19 protein-coding genes are annotated in these 22224 nt (G+C 39.2%); 7 read left to right on the plus strand and 12 right to left on the minus strand.

Annotated features, from left to right (window positions below):
* Position 1: 1 nt before the first annotated feature.
* Together K9N40_02560 and K9N40_02565 are read left to right on the plus strand one after the other, a co-directional pair.
* Positions 2–1282, plus strand: a complete 1281-nt coding sequence (locus K9N40_02560; protein MCF7813345.1) for a cation:proton antiporter — start codon at positions 2–4, stop codon at positions 1280–1282.
* Positions 1283–1295: 13 nt separating this feature from the next.
* Positions 1296–2192 (plus strand): RluA family pseudouridine synthase, encoded by an 897-nt coding sequence (locus tag K9N40_02565; protein ID MCF7813346.1) that lies wholly within the window; start codon positions 1296–1298, stop codon positions 2190–2192.
* A 200-nt stretch (positions 2193–2392) separates the two neighbouring features.
* On the opposite strand, the gene feoB is transcribed toward K9N40_02565, so the two are convergent.
* The 6 genes from feoB to K9N40_02595 form a co-directional block, all read right to left on the minus strand.
* Positions 2393–4657: a Fe(2+) transporter permease subunit FeoB gene (gene feoB, locus K9N40_02570; GenBank protein MCF7813347.1), complete on the minus strand. Its 2265-nt coding sequence runs from the start codon at positions 4655–4657 to the stop codon at positions 2393–2395.
* Positions 4650–5096 carry a transcriptional repressor gene (locus K9N40_02575; GenBank protein MCF7813348.1) on the minus strand — a complete coding sequence of 149 codons (447 nt, stop codon included), beginning with the start codon at positions 5094–5096 and terminating at the stop codon, positions 4650–4652. Before K9N40_02575 ends, feoB begins: the two co-directional genes overlap by 8 nt.
* Positions 5097–5195: 99 nt before the next feature.
* A complete protein-coding gene (locus K9N40_02580) occupies positions 5196–6050 on the minus strand; it encodes a DMT family transporter (protein ID MCF7813349.1) in 855 nt (284 codons plus the stop codon).
* Between the two features lie 253 nt (positions 6051–6303).
* The gene (locus tag K9N40_02585; GenBank protein ID MCF7813350.1) at positions 6304–7392 is read right to left on the minus strand and encodes an alanine racemase; all 1089 of its coding nucleotides are present in this window, start codon (positions 7390–7392) and stop codon (positions 6304–6306) included.
* Positions 7393–7925: 533 nt separating this feature from the next.
* Positions 7926–10142, minus strand: a complete 2217-nt coding sequence (locus tag K9N40_02590) for a VIT and VWA domain-containing protein (protein ID MCF7813351.1) — start codon at positions 10140–10142, stop codon at positions 7926–7928.
* 242 nt (positions 10143–10384) lie between these two features.
* Positions 10385–11485 (minus strand): VWA domain-containing protein, encoded by a 1101-nt coding sequence (locus tag K9N40_02595; GenBank protein MCF7813352.1) that lies wholly within the window; start codon positions 11483–11485, stop codon positions 10385–10387.
* A 250-nt stretch (positions 11486–11735) separates the two neighbouring features.
* On the opposite strand from K9N40_02595, the gene K9N40_02600 reads away from it, so the two are divergent.
* The 5 genes from K9N40_02600 to K9N40_02620 all read left to right on the plus strand — a co-directional run bounded on the left by K9N40_02600 (position 11736) and on the right by K9N40_02620 (position 15454).
* Positions 11736–12617 (plus strand): hypothetical protein, encoded by an 882-nt coding sequence (locus K9N40_02600; protein ID MCF7813353.1) that lies wholly within the window; start codon positions 11736–11738, stop codon positions 12615–12617.
* Positions 12618–12714: 97 nt separating this feature from the next.
* Positions 12715–13047 (plus strand): hypothetical protein, encoded by a 333-nt coding sequence (locus tag K9N40_02605; protein MCF7813354.1) that lies wholly within the window; start codon positions 12715–12717, stop codon positions 13045–13047.
* A gap of 1 nt (position 13048) precedes the next feature.
* The gene (locus K9N40_02610; GenBank protein ID MCF7813355.1) at positions 13049–13996 is read left to right on the plus strand and encodes a T9SS type A sorting domain-containing protein; all 948 of its coding nucleotides are present in this window, start codon (positions 13049–13051) and stop codon (positions 13994–13996) included.
* 6 nt (positions 13997–14002) lie between these two features.
* Positions 14003–14731, plus strand: a complete 729-nt coding sequence (locus K9N40_02615) for a hypothetical protein (GenBank protein ID MCF7813356.1) — start codon at positions 14003–14005, stop codon at positions 14729–14731.
* Positions 14732–14767: 36 nt separating this feature from the next.
* Positions 14768–15454: a T9SS type A sorting domain-containing protein gene (locus tag K9N40_02620; GenBank protein ID MCF7813357.1), complete on the plus strand. Its 687-nt coding sequence runs from the start codon at positions 14768–14770 to the stop codon at positions 15452–15454.
* A gap of 167 nt (positions 15455–15621) precedes the next feature.
* On the opposite strand, the gene K9N40_02625 is transcribed toward K9N40_02620, so the two are convergent.
* The 6 genes from K9N40_02625 to dnaK all read right to left on the minus strand — a co-directional run bounded on the left by K9N40_02625 (position 15622) and on the right by dnaK (position 22065).
* Positions 15622–16020 (minus strand): hypothetical protein, encoded by a 399-nt coding sequence (locus tag K9N40_02625; protein ID MCF7813358.1) that lies wholly within the window; start codon positions 16018–16020, stop codon positions 15622–15624.
* A complete protein-coding gene (locus K9N40_02630) occupies positions 16010–17371 on the minus strand; it encodes a CCA tRNA nucleotidyltransferase (protein MCF7813359.1) in 1362 nt (453 codons plus the stop codon). The genes K9N40_02625 and K9N40_02630 overlap by 11 nt, the downstream gene beginning before the upstream one ends.
* Complete coding sequence (locus K9N40_02635; protein ID MCF7813360.1) at positions 17371–18102, minus strand: 16S rRNA (uracil(1498)-N(3))-methyltransferase; 732 nt, start codon at positions 18100–18102, stop codon at positions 17371–17373. The genes K9N40_02630 and K9N40_02635 overlap by 1 nt, the downstream gene beginning before the upstream one ends.
* 57 nt (positions 18103–18159) lie before the next feature.
* Entirely contained in the window at positions 18160–18525 is a 366-nt protein-coding gene (locus K9N40_02640; GenBank protein ID MCF7813361.1) for an endonuclease domain-containing protein, read from the minus strand.
* A gap of 80 nt (positions 18526–18605) precedes the next feature.
* Positions 18606–19763, minus strand: coding sequence for a molecular chaperone DnaJ (gene dnaJ / locus K9N40_02645; protein ID MCF7813362.1), 1158 nt, complete (start codon positions 19761–19763; stop codon positions 18606–18608).
* A 319-nt stretch (positions 19764–20082) separates the two neighbouring features.
* Entirely contained in the window at positions 20083–22065 is a 1983-nt protein-coding gene (gene dnaK, locus K9N40_02650) for a molecular chaperone DnaK (GenBank protein MCF7813363.1), read from the minus strand.
* Positions 22066–22224: the final 159 nt, after the last annotated feature.

Here is a 22224-nt window from a genome sequence, read left to right on the forward strand (position 1 = left end):
TATGCATACTCCAACTATAGAAAGCGGATTTGTGCTTCCTGCTCTACTCTTGATCGGGATGACGATAATCCTGGGATTTTATCTGGGTAAGAACATGAAATTATTGCGCCTTCCTTCTATTATCGGTTTCATGATCTTCGGTGTAATTTTAGGACCGTCTCTGTTAAATCATTTGACCACAACAATGCAGCAGAATCTTGCTTTTATCACCGATATTGCTCTTGGTTTTGTAGCGCTAAGTATTGGAATGGAGCTCAAATTCACGGCTCTCAAAAGGTTAGGATCGGGAATAATTTTTGTTATTCTATTCGAATCATTTGCCGCTTTTGCAGTTGTATTTACAGGATTGTATCTCTTAACCGGAAATCTTCCGCTCGCTTTGCTTTTTGCAGCGATAGCTCCAGCCAGTGCACCGGCGGGAACAGTGGCAGTGATCCAGGAATATAAAGCCAAAGGCAGCCTGACGAAAGCCCTTTACGCTGTGGTAGGTTTCGATGACGGTTTAGGAATTATCATCTTCGGTTTTTCGGCAGCTTTTGCCAAAGATCTCATATTACAGGATGCAGGAACTGTTTCTTCCGATTTTCTTACTACGATGCTGATTCCTCTGGAAGAGATCTTGTTCAGTTTCATTCTGGGAACGGCAATAGGATTTATCTTTTCCATGCTGGCTCGTAAACTCAGAAATACAGATGACATTCCCATTTTAGTTTTTGGTTTTGTTCTTACAGCTTGCGGATTTTCCGAGATTCTTCACACTTCCATCATCCTAACGGTTATGATTACGGGTGTTTTCATCATCAATACCCAATCTAATACTCTGGTTTCCAAAATTCAAAACAGCATGCGTTCCTTCATGCCGCTTTTGTTCATACTTTTCTTCACTCTTGCCGGTGCCAATCTCCACATCAAAGCACTACCTTCTCTGGGAATTATCGGAATTATCTATGTGCTGGCTCGGTCATTCGGTCTCATTTTTGGATCGCGTCTGGGAGCAACTCTGGGCAAAGTTGATAAGAAAATAAAAAACTGGATCGGACTGGGAATTCTATCTCAAGCCGGTGTAGCAATCGGACTGGCCTTAATGGTGAAAAGCGAATTTGCCGGATTGGGACGCGTAATAGAAGGAACCGGTGAAAATGCTGTCACCACCGGCGATCAGATCGGATCGATTATTTTAACGACCGTGACTGCAACCTGCATTTTCTTCGAGATAATCGGACCGATCCTGACCAAAACTGCCCTGACCAAAGCTGGTGAGATAAATACAGAAAAGGAATAATTTTTTTAAATAGATGGTTAAGGAATTAATTGCGCAGCATATTGTTCCTTCCGATGTTACTGAAGTTCGTTTTATAGATTATGCCCGGCAGGTTTTCACACAGATTCCTTCCCGCAATGGCATTCGTAAAGCGATCAAAAGCGGTGAAATTACCATCGATGGAAAACCGGCAGAATATGGACGTTGGATGCAGCCGCAAATGGTGTTGGAACTTTGGAAAGGAGATGAAAAACCAGTCAAAATATTTCCACTCAAATTCGATGTGATCTTCGAAGATGAATTTCTGGCAGTTATATATAAACCAGCCGGATTTCCGGTTAGCGGCAATCGTTTTAAAACCATCGAAAATGCAATATTAAACAACATTTCAGTTTCCCAAAAATCGGATGCGCTGATAAATCCTAAACCTGTTCACCGCCTGGATGCTCTTACCAGCGGTCTGCTGATTATTGCCAAAACTACCAAAACCAGGATAGAACTGGGAAAACAATTTGAAGAGAAAAATATCCGGAAACGCTATCGGGCAATTGCCATGGGAAAGTTGCCGGAAAGCGGGAAAATTACTGAGCCAATCGAAGGAAAAGAAGCGATCACAAATTTCAAGTTGATCAAGGCAGTTCCGTCTTTGAAAAGTGAATGGTTATCGCTGGTCGATCTCTGGCCGCAAACAGGACGCACTCATCAGTTGCGAATACATCTTTCAGGAATTGGTTGTCCAATTTTGGGAGATAAACTCTACGGAGAAAAAAATCACATTTTCAAAGGAAAGGGTTTATTTCTGTCGGCTGTAGAATTGAATTTCACACATCCTATCATAAAAGAAAAGCTGGAATTGAAAATTGAAGAACCAAACAAATTCAAGATTCATCTGGAGCGGGAAGAGGAAAGGTGGAAAAAGTTTAACAAATAATTATGTCATTCTGAGGAATCTTTTGGTTTTGCTTCTACTGCCGCTGATGAAAGCGGATAGGCGCAGATTTTTCAGGATCACGTGATTGAGCAGTAATTTAAACAACAGATATTTTGGTGAAATTATTATTTGGTAGCAAAAGCAAATAAAATTTCCCTCTTTTTATATCTTCTCACTACTCACCTCTCACATCTCATCTCTCACATCTCATCTCTATTCCTGTACTTCATAATTCCAATGAAACTAACAACTGCTATAATACAACTCACGATCCAAATAATAGAGCTAACTGGATTCATAGCGATCGTGCTGGCTTGATAGAAAATTGTGGAAATTATCCAGGCTAAACCTGTGAGATAAGCCACGCTGAAAACAGCCCACTTTGTGCCGATCTCTTTTTGGATGATAGCAACTACAGCTACACACGGCATGTAGATAAGTACGAAAAGCAGATAAGCAAAAGCAGCATTTTTACTGCTGAATCTTTGCCGCATTTCGGTATAAGTTCCAGCTTCAAAATCAAGACTGGTTTCCGTTTCGGTTTCTGCTCCAATTCCCAGGGGATCAAAAATGGTTCTTCCCAATTCCTTGAAGCCGTCCGGAATAGCTTTGATGGCAACCATAATACCACTTTTCAGATCGAATTCGTTATCTGTTTCTACATTTTCATCCATCTGGCTGTAAAGAGTGTTGATGCTGCCAACCACAGTTTCTTTGGCAAAAATTCCTGTGATCAGACCAACCGTTGCCGGCCAATTGTCATTGCTGATTCCCATTGGACGAAAAACGGGAGTTATCTGCTTTCCTGCAAAACTTAGAATTGAATTGCTGGAATCTTCATTTCCAAAACTGCCGTCTGTGCCAATCGAATTTAAAAAAGTAAGCAGTAGAACCACGAAAATTATTACTTTTCCAGCTCTTAATAAAAATCCCTTCAAACGATGCCAGGTATGCATCATAATTCCATTGAAAGTGGGAATATGATATGATGGAAGTTCCATTACGAAAGTAGAAGTTTCTCCTTTAAACAGCGTTTTCTTAAAAAGTAACCCCGATAAAATAGCTAAAATAATTCCTGTGAGATAAATTATGAAAATTATGAAACCGCCATTCCTGGGAAAGAAAACCGTGGCGAAAAAAGCATAAACCGGCAAGCGTGCGCCGCAACTCATCAGCGGATTTATCAAGATCGTGAGAATGCGGTCTTTGCCGTTATCCAAGGTGCGGGTTGCCATAATTGCCGGAACGTTGCAGCCGAAACCAACGATCATGGGAATGAACGCTTTTCCGGGCAGTCCGATGAATCTCATAAACCGATCCATCACAAAAGCGGCACGGCTCATATAGCCGGAATCTTCTAAAATGGAAAGTGAGAAGAACATGAAAAAAATCGGTGGAATGAAGGTGGAAACTGCTTGAATTCCACCACCAATTCCGGTTGCCAGTATCGTGATGAGCCAGGCGGGAAAATGCCAGGATAGCAGCAGATTTCCCAAACCATCCACAAAGATAGCTCCTACAAATTGATCGAAGAAATCCACAAAAGGTGCACCAACGTTGATCGTGAGCATAAAAACCAGGTACATCACAAAAAAGAAAATCGGTACGCTCAAATAGCGATTCAGAACAAATTTATCGATCTTGTCGGAACGGGTTTTACTGACTTCGCTTTTGCGGTGAACCACGTCTTTGGCCAGCCCATGAATAAAACCATATCTGCCATCAGCGATGATCAGATCGATCTCATGATTGGTGTGTTTTTCTATTTTTTCTACATCATCAGCTATTTTCTGGTGAAGTTTGTTTTCAGTAATTTTCTCGGCTAATTCATCTTTTTCCAAAAGCTTAATAGTCAGCCAGCGATTATCCACGTTGTGCAGATCAGCATATTTTGCAGTTTTAGGAAGTGTGTTTTCAATTCCTTCTTCCACCACGGAATCGTAATGCACATCGGTTTGAGGAATGTGGTGTTTTTGGGAAGCTTCGTAAATTGCATTTTTCAGATCTTCGATTCCGTCTTTTTTGGCTGCTATAATTGGAATGATTTTACAATCGAGGTGAGTAGCCAGATGCTCGATCTCGATTTTAATTCTGCGCTGCTGGGCAATATCCATCATGTTTAGCGCAACTATCATGGGAACTTTCATTTCCATGAGTTGTGTGGTCAGATAAAGATTTCGTTCCAGGTTTGCCGCATCTACCACATTCACTACCAGATCAGGTTTTTCCAGTAAAATGAATTCCCGGGAAACTTTTTCATCCAGAGTTCGAGCAGAGAAAGAGTAAATTCCCGGTAGATCGATAACTGTGAATTGATGATCTTGGAAAGAATATTTTCCTTCCAGCCTTTCTACAGTTACGCCCGGCCAGTTTCCTACATGTTGTTTGGAACCGGTGAGGGCATTGAAAACTGTTGTTTTTCCGCAGTTGGGATTTCCAGCCAGCGCTATTGTATAATTATTTATCCGCATTTACTTTCTGCCGGCATTTGCTGCAAAGCCCTTTGGCAGCCAGGTTGTAAACGTTCAATTCAAAATCGTTTTCTTCTGCCAGTTTTTCCACTACAACATCAACTTCTTTGCTGTCAACTTCCAGAATCTCTCCACATTTTACACACAGAAAATGCAGATGATCGTCATGACCGTGAATGTGCTCGTAATGATCTTTGGACTGGCAACGCAAAGATTGCTTGATAAGACCGGATTCCACCAGCAGCGGCATCGTTCTGTAGATAGTTGCTCGCGAAACATTTTTGTGCTCTTTGCGAATAACATCGTACAAGCCTTCCACATTGAAATGACGATGATAAGAAAATATCGTATTTAGAATTACTCGTCGCGGCTGAGTTAATTTCAAATTTTTTGTCTTCAAAAATTCTCTGAATAACTTTTCATGTTCTTTCATAACCACCTCACTTGAGAACAAATTTCAATTAGAGCTAAAATAGTGTCAACGCTTTTGAGATTGAGTCTCATAAAACAATTACGTCAGGATTGGAAATAGTTATTTATTCTGTCTGGAATTGTAGGCAAAAACGACAATGGAAGCAGCTATGATGATTATTCCACCAATCAGGCTGAGATAATCGGGAATTTCCTGCCAGATGAGAAAACCGATAACTCCGGCGAAAATGATGTTTGTGTAATTGTAAATGGCAATTTCTGATGCTTGACCATAACGATAAGCGTAGGTAAGAGTGAACTGTCCAATTGCTGCAAAAATTCCAATCAATAGAAGGTAAAACCATTGAATTGGAGTGGGAGGTTGATAATCAAAGAGAACAAATGGAGCAAGCGTGACCAGCGAAACAAAAGAAAAATAAAACACGATGGTTGCCGGTTTTTCACGATTTCTCAAGAAACGAACAAGTGTGTAGGTTCCACCGGAAACGATTGCCGTTCCCAAGCCTGCCAAAGCAGGAAAAATTGTATAGTCAAAGCGAGGTTTGATGATGAGAAGAGCTGCCAGGAAAACGATAAAAAGTGCTGGGATCTGGATTTTAGAGAGCTTTTCCTTCAGGAAAATAGCCGCGAAAACTGTTACAAAAAACGGGAATAATTTGTGCAGCATTGCCGAATCTGCCAAATATAAATTACTGATGGCGTAAAAATACAAGACCATTCCGATAACACCCAGAAACGATCGAACCAGCAGGTATTTCTGATTTTCTTTTTTACCGAAAAGCGGCTGTTTCTGTTTGCGAATTGTGATGTAAGCGATCACAACAGCCAGGATATTTCGAAAGAAAACCTTTTCGAAAACAGGCAGATCTCCGCTCAATTTTACCGCCGCTGCCGAACAGGCAAAAGCCAGCGATGAAGCCAGCATCAAGATTACAGCTTTCTTCTTATTTTCCACAAACTCCCCCGACCCCTCTTTGGCAAAGAGGGGAGTACAAAATGCACTTTTTAATAAACCAAAGATAGAAATTTGAGATAGGCTTATGTTACAAGAGAAAAGTTGAATTCACCTCTGCTGTCTCCTCTCTTTTTCGCTTCGCCTAAAGAGAGGAGAACATAAGATGCCGTATTCTGAAAAAAATAAAGTCCTGTTTTTTTGCAATTCTCGACTTATCCCGAAAGTTTTCGGGACGGAGTTAAGTCCTGCAATTTTACATATGATGTATTTCTTCACCTTCCAAAGTAATATATTTTCCCATCAAATTTGCCGTTAAACAGGAATGTATCGGTAAGATTCCAACAACATCACCAATTTTAAAATCATTATAATTTTCTTTCGATACTTTGGCAATTCCATGTTCCTGCGAAAGCGATGAAACATAAGCTCCTTCAATTGGTTCAGACCATCCATTTTCCGTTAATTTTACGATCAAACCAAAATTCCTGGTTCCATCTTCATTCAAAATAAATTCCTTGGAAAGATGAACAGCTCCGCCGTAAATTACCACTTCTTTTCTTTGCTCATTTTTGGAAACGATAGGGCAGGCAACCGAGACTGCAATGTGCTTTGCTTTGCACGCACCAAGTTTGTATTGCATCACATCGAAGAAAACAAAATTGCCGGGTCTAATCTCATCGATGCCGCTGAAATTATCAGCTAAACTGCAGGAAGGTGTATCACCGATGGAAGTTTTCAAATCGGGAAATTGTGAGGAATATTTTTCTTTCAGTTTGATCATTTTGCTTTTTACTTCCTGGTGAATTTGAAGAATTTGAGAAGTAGATTTTGTCTGATAAGTTTGTCCGGAATGCGTGAGAAAACCCTCTAATTTCAGTTTTTTAACTTTAACAATTGCCGAAATCAGGAAATCGATTTCTTCCAGATTTTCTATAGGAATTCCGCTGCGATGATAATCGCAATCGAGCTCGATAAAAACACCGATCTTCTGGGTTAAATTCTTATTCAAAAAATCAACTGATTCTGGATGGATTAAGAGAATCTTTAAATCAATTTTTTCTGCCAGTTCATTTATTTCAGTTATTTCTAATTGATTGAATGGAAAGGCAATTGTGATATCTTTCCAACCAGAATTTGAAAAATACTTTGCCATTTCCACAGAAGAAACCGTGATCTTCTCCACGCCGAATTCTTTGAACCATTCTGCAATTTGGCGAGATTGATGAGTTTTGAAATGCGGTCGAAAAATCAGGTCGTTGCGTTTTGCTTTTTCTGTCATTTGTTTGATGTTTTTCCGGCATTTTTGTTTATCCAAAAGCAAAGTTGGTTTGGTAATTTTCATTTTTTCTTCCAAATCTTTTTTGTTTATTCAGGAATTTGATAATTTGAAGTCAAGTTTTAATAGTAAAGGTTTCCGAAAGCCGAAATTTATCGAAGAGATTCTTCCCAAGAGTAACGTTCAAGAAACGTCAGAATGACGGTTATAATATTCGTCTTCCTGAGGTTTTTATTAGCTTTACTTTCGAAGGATCTCGTGGAAAACTTGTCGCTTTACTACTTGAATTGCAGAAAAATCTTCATTTCTATGTTTCGACAAAGAAACGTGGATGCCGTTTACAGATAAACTTCTTTTGTCCCGACAAAAGAAGTATCAAGAAAAACTCGTCATGTCTGCAAAGCTTGAATCCTGTTTTTCTACTGCGAAGAACCTTCATGCACTGAATCTGCGATTCGCAGTTCCGGTAATCTGTGAGATACGAAAAACAGGCGCTGCAAACATGACCAATTCTTTAAACGTGATTTTTTTAAAGCCGAACAAGATTAAAATGGATCGTTCTCTGTGCTCTCACTGTCTCAGCTCCTCTGTGTTGGAAATTACTCTATTACCTCATAATAAATACCATCCAGCAGAAATCTCACGTTCTGTCCCAAAGCCAAAAATTGTGCTGCTTCCGGTTTTTTGGTCATCAATTCAAAATATTCATCAGAAGCAAATTTGATCTGCTTGGTGTTTTCAGGTTTCTGGTCTTGCAGATAGGAATCTACCCAGAATTTTCCTGATTGATAGATAGCTCTTCCCTGAATATTCTTTACCTGCTGAGTCAGGTTGGTTGTATTTCCTTCTTTAGTTTGGAAATCCAGGCGTTTTTTGCCCTGCTGAGTCTGCTGCATATTCATGGCATTTGTCAGTCCGTAAAACTCTTTACTCACTTCCACGCTGCGTCCGCTGGTTTTCATGTCCATATCTCCAAACTCAGATTGACTGCGCATTTTCAGTTCGGGAGCGTAAGAATTTCCACCACCCAAAGTTTGAAAATCAGGTTGGATTTCGTTACTGGCTGTTCGAATTTCTTCATCTTCCAAAATGAGGAAACTGGTGTAAGGCGTAACGATGCCGTGCTTGCGAGCCAGTTGCGTAACTTCATCGATCAGTTCGTCACTTTCTCCATGCAGGCGGATCAAATCCAAAAGATGCCCGATGCGGCGGGAAGCCCACAAAGGCGGAATGAAATCGTGCTTTTCGCTCTTTTTTGTAAAGGAAACCGGAAAGCTGAATTTCTTCTCTTTTCCTTTCAACATTCCCTTCAAAACAACTTCCGTTTCTCCATTTCCGGAATATCTTCCCAGGATCGTCAGGTTTGTTCCTTTGAAAAGATCAGGAATCGGCTGCGGATATTCCTGATAAACATTTATTGGATTATTGCAGGTTAATTTTATATCTGTAAGAACTGGAGATTGAACTTTATCGTAGAAGGAAGCGATTTTCAGTTCGATATCTTCGGAAGGAGAAATGTAGCTGCGAGTGCATCTTGTTACTTCCGTGATCTTATCCAAAAGGTGTGTGTTGATCTCGTCACCAATTCCAAAAGTAAAAATACGCGTATTCTGCTTATTAGTATCCACAATTTTCTGAACAAGTTTGTCTTCATCTCGTTCACCGATGGTCGGTTTGCCATCGGTGATGAAAATCACAAAATGCGGACGATCAGGTTTATTTTCCGATTTCAGGGCAAGATTTAGAGCTTCCTCAATATTGGTTCCACCAATTGAATGAAGTTTGTTCACGAATTCAAAAGCTTCATCTCTGGTTTCATTGGAAACGGATTCTAATCCTTCAAACAAAGCATAAGCTTCTGTGGAAAACCGAATTATGTCGAAGCGATCATCTTCATTCAAATTTTCGATGCAGTAATTCAGCGCTCTTTTCGCCTGTTTCAATTTTTTTCCTGCCATGCTTCCCGAAACATCCAGAACAAAAGTGATATCTTTCTGATTTATCTCATTTTCATTGATCTGCAGAGAAGGTGATACATTCAAAAAGAAATAACCGTCCTCTCCTTTTTCTTTGTAGGAAAGCAGCGACATTCCCAGTTTTGTTGTATTTGTATCGAAATAAAGTTTAAAATCGGTGTCTGGTTTGGAATGCATTTCTTCATAACTGACAACTGCCAGAGATTTTCCTTTTCGCAAAATTTCAACTTCATGAGTGGGGCAGTAAATATTTTTAAGTTCAGTTTGGGATTGCAGATTTACAACCACACTGACTTCTTCCAGAGGTTTGGCAGAAAATTTTTCAGTATTGAGTGGATAGATATACTCAAAAGTATCGTTATCTTTTTGCAGGATTTGACTGTAACTCATCGTCACGCGTTTTTCGCTGTGCGGCTCGATAGGAAAAATACGTACTTTAAAAATATTGCGTTTGCTGTATTCCAGAAGAGCCGGATCGCGCATCTGACGCACAATATCTTCGTAAATCTCACGAGCTTTTTCCGCATCCAGAAGTTCTGCCGGAGTTTCTTTACCATTGATGTACATTGTAAAATCATTCAGAACCGCTCCGGTGGGAATTGGGAAAATGTAAAAGCCTTCCAAGCGCTGGGAAGTGGGATTGATGAAAACCTGATCGATATGGGTGATGGCAGTTTGTTCATCGATTTCTACATTAACATGATGATATTTTACTTCCAGAGGAAACGGATCGGAAAAAAGATGCGGATTGTTGGGTGGCGGTGGGATCACGATCATTCCATCGGCAAACATCAGATTTGCCAGGAAGATTGCAGCGATTAAAAAAAATGTTTTTTTCATGGCTTGCTCCTTAATTGTAAGACTCGAGTTGATAACGACAAATTCCTTCATTCTGAAGTCCAGCCTTCAGCTGAACTCCAGTCTGAAAATTTATTTTCTTCGCAATTCTCGACCCGTACTACGTTCACGAGTCAAGTCTTGCCTTCCAGAATTGCCTGAAAGTGAAATCTTCAGGTAAGAATGGAAGCCTATGTTCACAGTTCTTAACCCAAACTCTGTTTTGGGTCAAGTCCTGTTCACTTCTATTCAAACTTATAATTCTTTTTGGCTGCCTGTTCGTGGATAGCATCGATGATGACAGAATCCAGGCTTTTTTCATTTAATTTGGCACGTTCCTGTGTGATATATTTTTCTCGTTCTGCACTGATTTGAGTTATCTTTTCCTGGATGCGTTTGCGTTCGGCAGCTTTTTCTTCCACGTAGGCTTTGCGTTCTTTCAAACTCATATTTTTCATTTCTTCGGGCAGTTGATCTTCAGGAATTTCTTGCAAATTTACTGCACCTTCTTCTTCGGCATCTACCATATCCCATTGAGTATTTTTGTATTGAGCAGAAGATTTGGACATTGTACGAGCTGCATAAGTTCCGCCGCCCATGCTCAGGGCATTTGAATCTTGTTCTTCCTGACGTTCCTTATACATTTCACCTTCAATTCCGTAAGCAATGTAAGTGTCATTCAACGCTTGTGAAAGCTGAAAAAGTTCTTCATCCTGTGGAGCATCGATCTGAACCAGCTGCATATTGTGGTCGATGTTCATATACTTTCCATCAGCCAGATCGGCACCGTCTTTCCAGAAGGTATCAATTCCTTCCTGAAAATCTCCACAGAAAATAGTGTTTACAATAATTCCATTTTCAATTGCTTTCTGGCAGGCATCTTTATATTTAATTTTTCCTTGAGTAAACGGTTCATTCCCAGCAATGAAAATCAATTTAAGGTCATTATTGTCTTCACTCCATTGCAAGCTGTTCACTGCAGATTGGATCACTCGACCGCAATATTCATTGCCACCGTTTGTTTTAAGAACAAAAAGTTCTTCTGAAATTTTATCCAGATCCTGCGAAAGCGGCACGATCATGCGAATATAACCTTCACTTTCGGGAATAGAATCTTTTCCATATTCATAAAGAGCAATGTAAAGATCGATCGGCTGACCATCGCGTTTGGAAATTGCCAGTTCATTCACGATCTGCCACAATTGACTTTTTGCCTGTTCGATGAGACCTTCCATGCTGCCGCTGGTATCTAACAGGATTGCCATTTCTACTTTGGGATTTGCTAACAAATTTACAGAAAAAACAACTAAAAGAATCAGTACAAATAATTTTGCAAACGCCTTCATTACAACCTCCTCCTTTTGCGGATGATCTATCATCCAATTTCCCTGGTTGATGCGTTTATTCTCACTTTTTAACGAACTCACAATGTAAAATGAATTTAAATCAATTTGGTTTCACTTTTTTTTTGCTCATCACACTTTAAACTCAATTTTGTTTGCTGAAAAACAAAGTCAACCGAATATTTATTTTGACAGTAATTTATCTAAATACATTTTCAGGAAAGTAAAATTTCCTAATATGGAGGGAAACAAGATGAAAAGATTTTTTGCTTTATTTTTTGTTCTTTTGGAAATGACAATCTTTGCCGAAACCTGGAATTATGAAATGCAGAAAATTACGATCCCAACGGGAAAGCCGGAAGATGAAATTCTTGTGGAAAAAGCAGCAAAAGAAGATATGCTGGACGTTGGTCCCACCGAATTTCAAATCGATGAGGAAGAGAACATCTACATTTTAGACAGAAGGAAGATCAAGAAATTCGATGAAAATGGAAATTACCTGAATTCCACCAGTGAAACCGATCTTGTTATTTATTCATTTGTTGTTCACAATAATATGATCTGGGCGATTTGCGGAGATCATCTTAATCAAGTTTTTCTGAGAAGATTTTCTGATGAATGCGAGCTCATCGACACGCATCAGATAGAAAACAGAAAGAGCTCTCTGGAGATAAATCAATCTGGAAATGTCGGACTCAGATTGAGTTATGACAGCTTTCTTGAATTTAGTCCTGATAATGATAAACTTGAGATGAAAGAAACAAAATTTTTGAAAGATGTAATATTTGATTTCAGTGCTTATCAAAATAAACAGGATATTATTTTTTTGAAAAACAATGAGCGTCTTGATTTAAAAGTGTTATGGCCAAATGCAGTAGGTTTCCACTTTTCTGGTTTGGATGCAGAAGGGAATTTGTATTTCGAGCTTTTTACAGCAGAACATGACAGCGAAATCGGAATAATTTCCAACGAAGCTAACGTTTATGAAACAAATATAAAACTGCCTAACTTCAATAAATTCGGTTTGGATTTTGGCAAAGGGATAGATTATTTTATCAGCACTGATGGAGATGTTTATCAGATGATCCCGATGACCGATAAGATCGAAATACGTAAATGGAAAAGGATGGATTAATATGGAAATCTTCATGGTTAATTTTTTCCTATTATTTGTAATAGTAATATTTTTTCTGGTTATAATAGTCTTTTCTGCAATGCGAAGTTCTGGCAAAATGTTAACGAAAAAGCCAAAAAATCTGACCCAAATTTATTCTCAGCTTGAACCTGAAATAATACTGAAATCGATCATCAAATTTGCCAGGATCAGTAAATATGAAATTGATCATTTTGATGAAGAAAACAACATTATTATCTTAAGCAAAGCCATAGGATTTTTTGATTATGGTTTCTTTTTCCCAATCTATATTTCCATAGAAAATAGTAGAACATTGATCGAGATCGGTATTAAAAGCAAAGTTTTACAATTAGGACCAATTCCGGAACGGACATTGGAAAGATTTGTAACAGGAATAAAAACTTCATTATATTTGAAGGAAAGAGAATAAGATGAAACAGAAACTTCTTTTCTCCTTTCTCCTTTTCTCCTTTTTTCTTTTATCTGCCGATCCCATTTCCATTGCCGAAGATTATCGCGATTTGATCTGGCTGGTACAGAATGATAACGTCATGAATAATTATACTTCCACAGGAGATCCGCAAAATGGTTATACCGATGATGAACCTTGTGACTGGATCGATCTGATCGGAGAATATTCGGTTGGCATGCCGTATCATTATGGTGGTCGCGATGATTTTAATCAGTGGAACAACGATTATATTGATGGAAATTATGGTCCTGGTGGACATTCTGTACATTATCCCGGATCGCTGAATTGGGCCGCCGGCATCGATTGTTCCGGTTTTGTGGGACGTTGCTGGGAAATCGATAATTACACTCTGCACATGTATTTCAACACAACTTACATCGCCAATAATTACGAAGAAGTTACAGTTGCCGATCTGCAGCCGGGCGATTGTTTTGTAAAATCAGGAGTGCATTGCCGGCTATTTTATGAATGGGGAGCAAATAATAATGTGATCACGATCGAAGCAACTTCCGGCAGTTACGACAGAGTTCTGCAATACGAATACGATCTTTATCAGGACATAATCAATCAAGGTTATGTGCTGCGCAAAAATGTTTCATTGAGTGCAGAAAACCAGAATCCAGAAAATGAAATTAAATTATCCAACTACCCAAATCCCTTCAATCCTTCCACAACGATTTCATTCGATTTAACCGCTAAGGACGCGGAGAACGCGAAGATAGAAATCTACAATCTGAAAGGTCAGAAAGTGAAAACTCTCCCATTCACCGTGTCTCAAAGTCCCAAAGTCTCTGTTATATGGAACGGAACCGACCAAACTGACAAACCAGTTTCATCAGGAATTTATCTGTACCGTCTCAAAGCTGGCGATATGGAAGTAAGTAAGAAGTGTTTGTTGTTGAAGTGAGGGAAAATGCTTAAATATTTCTTGTTATTCTATCTACTGTTTTCATTAAATTTCTTATTTTCTGATCCTTACATAGCAAGAGGATCGGATATAGGTGAAATCTATTTTGTAGGTTATGTACAGCCGGATGGCGTTGGTATCTATAGATCAACGAATTATGGAGAAACTGCCGAACTAAAAGACGGAAGCGGTAATATTGAGTGTATTGGTGCGGATTTAACTTCCGGTAGTGTGTATTATTCACAGATATATGGAGCGATGTACTTTTCAAACAATTATGGCGCTACTGGAAGCTGGGTATATCGGGAAAATGAAATAAACACAATCTATTCAGGAAGGATAGCTGGAGAGATTTTTGATGGTCCTGAAAGACATAGCACCGATTATGGCGTTTCATTTATTAGCCATGAAAATTATGGCTATTTTGGCAGTCCGATTGAAGCTGAGATTGATTGTCAGGAAAACGTTGGTTATATGGCTACAGTTGATGCTTGCCCTGATTCAGTTTACTTGTTTATATCTTACGATAATTATAATAACTTTGAACTACAACATGTATTTGATTTGCATTGTTATACAGATATGGATCTTACCAGAGGTGTGAATGACGGTGAATTGTATTTATATACCAAAAATATGAATTTCGGAACAGGAAAACATTTATACTACAGCTCTGATTATGGTAATACCTGGGAACTGAAGAATACCTTTAATTCTCCCAATCTTCCTATCTGAGGGATTGAGGGAGGAAGGCAACCTGGAGAGCTGTACATGCATGTTTCATATAATCAAAGTTCATCCTCAACAGCTTACAATTATATCTATCATAGTTTGGATTATGGTGAAACGTTTATAATCTACAATCCAATAGCCTTAGGTAATGAACCCAGTTATGCCCATTTTGAAGCTTCACCAACTACAGGTACTGCACCTTTAGCCGTGCAGTTTACCAATCTTTCGGTTGGTCCGATTAATTATTGGACTTGGGATTTTGAAAATGATGGTGTAATTGATTCTGATGATCAGAATCCAGTTCATATTTATGAAGAACCAGGAATTTATTCAATTAAGTTAACGATTTATACTCCGGGAATAGGTACCGAGAGAGAAGCATTCCGGTTTGATTATATTACTGTAGGTGACTCTGTCAGTGTGAATAATGATCAAATAAATGTGACCCAATATTACATTCACAACTACCCAAATCCCTTCAATCCTTCCACAACGATTTCATTCGATTTAACCGCTAAGGACGCGAAGAACGCGAAGATAGAAATCTACAATCTGAAAGGTCAGAAAGTGAAAACTCTGCCATTCACCGTGTCTCAAAGTCCCAAAGTCTCTGTTATATGGAACGGAACCGACCAAAACAACAAACCAGTTTCATCAGGAATTTATCTGTACCGTCTCAAAGCTGGCGATGTTGATGTGAGTAAGAAGTGTTTGTTGCTGAAGTGAAGTTAACTTCCGAATGTTTCCGAAAAATTTCGGAATCTTCGGAATGTTAAAGCAAAAGATTATTTTCAACATTCGGAAGAGCTGCGCGCATTCCGAAGTTAAAAAAAACAGCCCTCCTGCAAAAGTGCAGTAGAGCTGTAAAACTGTTTGTTAAAAAAAAAAGAAATCTAATCTTCTTTTTTTTCTTCTTCGCAACAAGGTTTTTTCTTCTTGCTTTCGTCGATAACTTCTTTTGCGCCATCCACAATGCCGCTGAAAACGTCTTTTACAAAATGGGCAACTGTGGGAGCATGTTCCTTGAAATTTTCGGAAATAGTTTTGGAAGCTTTTTTGGCGAAATCTTCTACCGAAGGCTTAACTTGTGTATAACCTTCTTTAGCTCCTTCCAGAGCTTCTTTTGCCAGCTTCTGAGCTTTTTCTTTGGTGTTCATTTCTTCCGCTTTGGTAGTGGAAATGATTTCCCGGGTAATTTTACCAACAGCTTTCACCACATCTTCGCCAGCGTGATAAGCTTTGATAACACCATCTTTCACTTTTTGTGAAACTTTGCTTTCTTTATTTTCCATGTCTGACCCTCCTTTCGAGTTTCATTAAAATTTCATCCCTGCTCACATCAGGGTTTTTCAACCACATATCTGTAGCCATGTCAAGAAGTTTACCAATTTCTTTTCCAGGCTTCATTTTAAAATATAAGATAATATCTTTTCCGTCAATCGGCAAAGCATTTTTCTTCATTTCTTTTTGGAATGCATCAGCTTTCTTTTTTACAATGGGAATTTGCTGCGGAAGATTGTACTTTAGTGCGTGACTTAAATTATCAGCATGGATCAAATCCAGAAGATCAGCCCAGTTATCTCCGGCTTGCCACATCAATTTTCGCAAAGCTTTACCGGAAAGCTTTTCTGCTTCAGCACCGCAATATTTCAATCTCATGTGAAATCTGATAAGCTGTGAAACCGAACTGATAAATTCTCCGGAAAATTTTAACCTCTTTAATATTTCTTTTGCCATTTTCGCACTGGCAATATCGTGACCATAAAAATGAATTCCAGATTCATCTTCGGTTTGTTTTCTCGGTTTGGCAATATCATGCAGAAGTCCGGCAATTCTCAATTTTACGGTTTTGGGACAATTCCTGGTTACCAGCAGAGAATGTTGCCAGGCATCTAAGTTGTGTTTCGATCCCTGTTCCAATCCGATCAGATCAAGCAGTTCCGGAATGATATGCTGTAGCAAATTGAATTTTACCAGCATTTCCAGAGCAGGTGTCGGATCATCTTCCACGATCATCTTTTCCAGTTCATCGCGCCTGCGTTCCCAACTTATATGCTGCAGCATTTCACTGTTTCGCAAAATTCCTTTCCTGGTGTTTTCTTCAATTTGAAAATTGAATCTGGCAGCAAAACGAACCGCGCGCAGCATGCGCAGCGGATCTTCCTTAAAAATAATGTCAGGATCAGAAGTTGAGCGAATAATTCCAGTTTCGATATCTGCTTTTCCTTTGTCTGTGATATCAAGGATTTTACCCGAAACCACATCCTGTAAAAGTGAATTGACCGTAAAATCGCGACGGAAAACATCATCTTCTAAGCTACCCAGTTCCACTTCTGGTTTACGGTTTTTATCTCTATAACTTTCTTTACGAGTCATCACCATTTCGATTTTACAGTTATCGATCTGCACCAGAGCAGTTCCGAAATTATCGTAAATTACAGGTCGGGAAGAAACACTTTTTTGATGCAGGAATTTTGCCAGTTTATGTCCGCCATTCGGTAAACAGACCACGATGTCGATATCATCACTTTCCTTGCCCATTACCTGATCACGCACATAGCCGCCCACCAGAAAAGTTTTCCCGGCAAATTCTGTGTCAATAATTGCGGCTCTAATTTTAGAAATAATAGATTTTGAATTCATCAATAATAATCCCGATCATTTTCCAGAAGATTTCCCACGATTTGCGCTGCAACAGCAATGGCAGCAGTTTCTGCTCGCAGAATGTGATTTCCCAAAGTGAAAGTTGGGATTTTTTTTTCCTTGAATAATTCAATTTCTTTATCGGAAAATCCGCCTTCCGGGCCGATAATGAAACAGATAGATTTTCCCGAAAATTCAGTCAAAATGGATTTCAGCGTTTTATGTTTGCCAATCTCCAGAGCAACTATCGGCTGATAATCAGCAGGATCATCAAGTAGCTCTGTCAGATTTTGTACTTTATGAATTTTCGGAAGATAAGCATTATCGCACTGTTTCATGGCTGCAATTGCAATTTTTTCGAATTTCTCTACAGTATTTTTGGATGCTTGTCTTACAGTCCTGTCAGTGATAATCGGGTAGAATTCTTTGATGCCGAGTTCAGTGAGTTTTTCAATGATAAAAGCATCGTGTTTATTTTTCAGAAGTGGAAAGGCAGCAGCAATTTCGGGTGTAGATTTTTTCTTTTTGCTAATTCTAAAAATTTCTGTCGATAATTGTTTTTTCTGAATTTCTGTAATTCTGGCTTCTGCTAAAATTCCGGCTCCATTTGTCAGTAGAATTTCATCTCCGACTTTCCTGCGAAAAACATGTGAGATGTGATGAAATTCTTCATCTGTGATTGTTAAGTTTTTTGTATTTTCGGTTAAGTTTGGCGTGTAGAAAGAAGGCATGAACTCCCCTAACCCCTCTTCGGCAAAGAGGGGAATGATTCTTCAAGAATGATCAGGTTAACTTTGTAATAATTTGGCGGCATGATTTTTTATCGAGTTTAAAACTTCTTCAATGTTTGTAATAACTGTTTGATTCGTAAATCGAATGACTTCAATTTTAAGATCATTCAGTAATTCAGTTCTAATCTTATCATATTCTTTTTGTTCTATATCCTTATGATAAGGTCCATCGAACTCGATTGCCAATTTAACGGATGGGCAATAGAAATCTAATATATATTTATCGACGCTGTATTGTCTGTAAAACATGAAACCTGTTTTTTTATTTCTGATTTCATTCCATAATTTGTTTTCAGCTGGTGTTTGTTTTTTTCGTAATTCTCTTCTTTTTTCTTTGTGCACGATTTTATTGTAAATTCTCATCAAATCACCAAAAACTGGTAAAATTATTAATCAGATCATTCTCCCCTCTCTTGGTTCGAAGAGAGGGCTCGGGGGTGAGTTTATATAAAAAACTCTTTCAACTTACTGAAAAAACTTTTATGCGGATGCAGCTTTTTTTCAGAATCGTACTTACTTAATTTACTGAACAATTCCTTTTCATCAGCATTCAATTTTGTAGGTGTTATCACTCGCACTTTCACAAAAAGGTCTCCACGATATGAACTGTTTACATGCGGCAAACCCTGGCTGCGAAGTCGGAAAACTTTGCCACTTTGAGTTCCGGCAGGAATTTTCATTTTAACTTTGCCGGAAAGAGTTGGACACAGAATTTCCGTTCCCAAAGCTGCCTGAGAAAAACTGATAGGAAATTCACAAACCAGATTGGCATCCTGACGTTCAAAAATATCATGTTCTTTTTCGTGGATCAGAACCAGAATGTCACCATTCTCACCACCATTTTTACCGCGATTTCCCTGACCGCGCAAGCGAATATACTGACCTTCGGAAACTCCGGCAGGAATATTTATACTGATCGTTTTAGTTTTGGCTGAACGACCTTCACCACCACATTTGAGGCATTTATTCTTGATCTGCTTTCCGCTTCCATGACAAGATGGGCAAGTTACAACCTGTTGAATCTGGCCAAAAAGTGAACGTGAAACCTGACGAACCTGACCGGAACCATTACATTGACTACAAGTTTGTGTGTTTCCATCTGCTGAACCTGTTCCATTACAGGCGCTGCAAGAATCCTGCACATTTATCTTTATCTTCTTATCAATACCTTTATTTACTTCTTCCAAACTAAGTGAAAGTGAAATTTGCAGGTCTTCACCGCGGTTGTTGGATTGTGATCTTCTTCTGCCACCGCCAAAACCACCACCGAAGATATGTTCAAAAATACTACCGAAACCACTATCTCCAAAGATATCGGAGAAGTCGCTGGCATGAGTAAAATTGTCCCAGGTAAATCCGTTATTTCCAAAAGCACCTTCCACTCCGGCATGACCGTATTGATCATACTTCTGGCGTTTATTTCGATCACTCAGAACTTCATACGCTTCGGAAGCTTCTTTAAATTTATCTTCTGCTGTTTTATCATCCTTGTTTTTATCAGGATGATATTTCATTGCCAATTTACGATAGGCTTTTTTTATCTCTGAATCACTGGCATTTTTGTCTACGCCCAGAACTTCATAATAATCTCTTTTTGCCATCTGATATTCCTTATCCTAAATTTCATAAGCCAAAAAATCCCAGGCGGGATTTTAGGCAAAACATTTTAAGAAAGAGCAGATATTAAAGTTAAAAATCACCCTCCGGACATCGAGTGCCCGGAAGGTAATCTGCTCATTCGTATTTATATTATTTCTCCGTTTCTATGAACAGAGAACAATTTGAACTACTTGTCGTCATCAAACCCACAGAACGACATTCGCCGTCCAGCTCCCTTCACAGGGAGCAAATATGGAAATAAGTTTTTAAACATTTATACTTTCCTCTTTCTCCCCCCTGTTAAGGGGGAATAAAAGGGGGTTATTTATCGTCATCGACGACTTCAAAATCAGCGTCTACCGGACCATCCGAGTTTGGTTCACTTTTCTGCTGTTGCTGCTGACCGCCCATTTTGCTGGGATCAAAATCTGCATTTTGAGTTTGAGATTCACCTCCACCCTGAGCTTGCTGTTGTTTCTGCATTTCGGCATAAACAATCTCGCCGATCTTTTGAGCTTTTTTAGCCAGGTCGTCACGAACAGCTTCATATTCTGCTTTTGTAGCAGCACGCTTATTCATTTCTTCCATCTTTTCTTTTGCTTCTTTGATGGCATCTTCTACAGCTTTTCTTTCATCTGCAGAAAGCTTGGAACCGTGTTCTTCCAGACTTTTTTCGGTACTGAAGATAAGGGTATCAAGTTCATTGCGTGCTTGAATTCCTTCTTTCTTGTTTTTATCTTCATCTGCATGAGCTTCAGCATCTTTCACCATTCTTTCAATCTCAGATTCATCCAGAGTTCCGGTTCTTTCGATCTTGATAGATTGTTCTTTTCCGGTTCCCTTATCTTTGGCATGAACATGCAGAATTCCGTTGGCATCGATATCGAAAGTAACTTCGATCTGTGGAACACCGCGTGGTGCTGCCGGAATACCGGTAAGTTCAAAGTTACCAAGTCTTCTGTTATCAGCAGCCATGGTTCTTTCACCCTGCAATACAACGATAGAAACAGCTGGTTGATTGTCGGCTGCAGTAGAGAATACCTGGCTTTTCTTGGTAGGAATTGTTGTATTTCTTTCGATGAGTGTTGTCATTACACCACCCAGAGTTTCAATTCCCAATGAAAGCGGAGTTACATCCAAAAGCAGAATATCGTTCAGATCTTCGTCTCCACTAAGAATTCCACCTTGAATAGCTGCTCCAACGGCAACAACTTCATCAGGATTTACACTCTTGTTTGGTTTTTTGCCAAAGTGTTTTTCTACAGCTTCTACAACTGCAGGAATACGTGTACTTCCACCAACCAACAGCACTTCATCAATATCGCTAATATTTAATTTAGCATCTTTAAGAGCTTGTTTACATGGTTCGATAGAGCGTGCGACCAGATCACTGGTCATTCGGTTGAATTGAGATAAACTCAAATCCAGACTCAAGTGTTTTGGACCGCTGGCATCTGCAGTAATAAAGGGCAGATTTATGTTTGTGCTTTGAGTTCCGGAAAGTTCGATCTTGGCTTTTTCGGCAGCTTCTCTTATGCGCTGCATTGCCATGGCATCTTTAGAGATATCCACGCCTTCCTGTTTCTTGAATTCTGACAGGATCCAATCCATGATCTTCTTATCAAAATCGTCTCCACCCAAATGAGTGTCACCATTTGTGGAAAGAACTTCTACCACGCCTTCTGCAACTTCCAGAATAGAAATATCAAAAGTTCCGCCGCCCAAATCGTATACGGCTACTTTTTCTTCTTTTTTGCTTTCCAAACCATAAGCAAGAGCTGCTGCGGTCGGTTCGTTGATGATTCTTTTTACTTCCAAACCGGCAATTCTTCCGGCATCTTTGGTTGCTTGTCTTTGAGCATCATTGAAATAAGCTGGAACTGTGATAACAGCTTCCGTAACTTTTTGTCCCAGGTGCGATTCGGCAGTTTCCTTCATTTTTGTAAGGACCATTGCACTGATTTCCTGGGGTGTGAAATCTTTGTTTTCCACATCTACATGCACGGTAACTTCACCGAATTTTCCACCTTTTACCTGGTATGTTACATTTTGAATTTCGGAGCCAACTTCGTTCAGTTGACGTCCCATAAAACGTTTGATAGATGTAATCGTATTTTTGGGATTTGTAACTGCCTGACGTTTAGCGATCTGGCCTACAAGTCTGTCTTTATCTTTGGTGAAAGCCACTACAGATGGTGTAGTTCTTGCGCCTTCTGCGTTTTGAATTACAACAGGTTTTCCACCTTCCATCACGCTAACGCAGGAATTTGTTGTTCCTAAATCAATTCCGATGATTTTTCCCATATTTCCTCCTTGTCATTTTCGTGGTTCTGTAACACAAAACCTTCTTTTTTTTACGTTAACTAATTATTTTCTATACAAATATACCATAGTGGGAAAATCTCCCCCAAAAAATTAGAGTCCAGGCCAATTCCTGAGAGAGATAATCCCATGAAAATTATT

This window comes from Candidatus Cloacimonadota bacterium, assembly GCA_021734245.1.
GTDB lineage: Bacteria > Cloacimonadota > Cloacimonadia > Cloacimonadales > TCS61 > B137-G9.

Coding starts and splice junctions, on each gene's coding strand:
- K9N40_02560 (MCF7813345.1), top strand. CDS start 2: ATGCATACTCCAACTATAGAAAGCGGATTTGTGCTTCCTGCTCTACTC.
- K9N40_02565 (MCF7813346.1), top strand. CDS start 1,296: ATGGTTAAGGAATTAATTGCGCAGCATATTGTTCCTTCCGATGTTACT.
- K9N40_02575 (MCF7813348.1), bottom strand. CDS start 5,096: ATGAAAGAACATGAAAAGTTATTCAGAGAATTTTTGAAGACAAAAAAT.
- K9N40_02585 (MCF7813350.1), bottom strand. CDS start 7,392: ATGAAAATTACCAAACCAACTTTGCTTTTGGATAAACAAAAATGCCGG.
- K9N40_02590 (MCF7813351.1), bottom strand. CDS start 10,142: ATGAAAAAAACATTTTTTTTAATCGCTGCAATCTTCCTGGCAAATCTG.
- K9N40_02595 (MCF7813352.1), bottom strand. CDS start 11,485: ATGAAGGCGTTTGCAAAATTATTTGTACTGATTCTTTTAGTTGTTTTT.
- K9N40_02600 (MCF7813353.1), top strand. CDS start 11,736: ATGAAAAGATTTTTTGCTTTATTTTTTGTTCTTTTGGAAATGACAATC.
- K9N40_02605 (MCF7813354.1), top strand. CDS start 12,715: ATGTTAACGAAAAAGCCAAAAAATCTGACCCAAATTTATTCTCAGCTT.
- K9N40_02610 (MCF7813355.1), top strand. CDS start 13,049: ATGAAACAGAAACTTCTTTTCTCCTTTCTCCTTTTCTCCTTTTTTCTT.
- K9N40_02615 (MCF7813356.1), top strand. CDS start 14,003: ATGCTTAAATATTTCTTGTTATTCTATCTACTGTTTTCATTAAATTTC.
- K9N40_02620 (MCF7813357.1), top strand. CDS start 14,768: ATGCATGTTTCATATAATCAAAGTTCATCCTCAACAGCTTACAATTAT.
- K9N40_02625 (MCF7813358.1), bottom strand. CDS start 16,020: ATGGAAAATAAAGAAAGCAAAGTTTCACAAAAAGTGAAAGATGGTGTT.
- K9N40_02630 (MCF7813359.1), bottom strand. CDS start 17,371: ATGAATTCAAAATCTATTATTTCTAAAATTAGAGCCGCAATTATTGAC.
- K9N40_02635 (MCF7813360.1), bottom strand. CDS start 18,102: ATGCCTTCTTTCTACACGCCAAACTTAACCGAAAATACAAAAAACTTA.
- K9N40_02640 (MCF7813361.1), bottom strand. CDS start 18,525: ATGAGAATTTACAATAAAATCGTGCACAAAGAAAAAAGAAGAGAATTA.
- dnaJ (MCF7813362.1), bottom strand. CDS start 19,763: ATGGCAAAAAGAGATTATTATGAAGTTCTGGGCGTAGACAAAAATGCC.
- dnaK (MCF7813363.1), bottom strand. CDS start 22,065: ATGGGAAAAATCATCGGAATTGATTTAGGAACAACAAATTCCTGCGTT.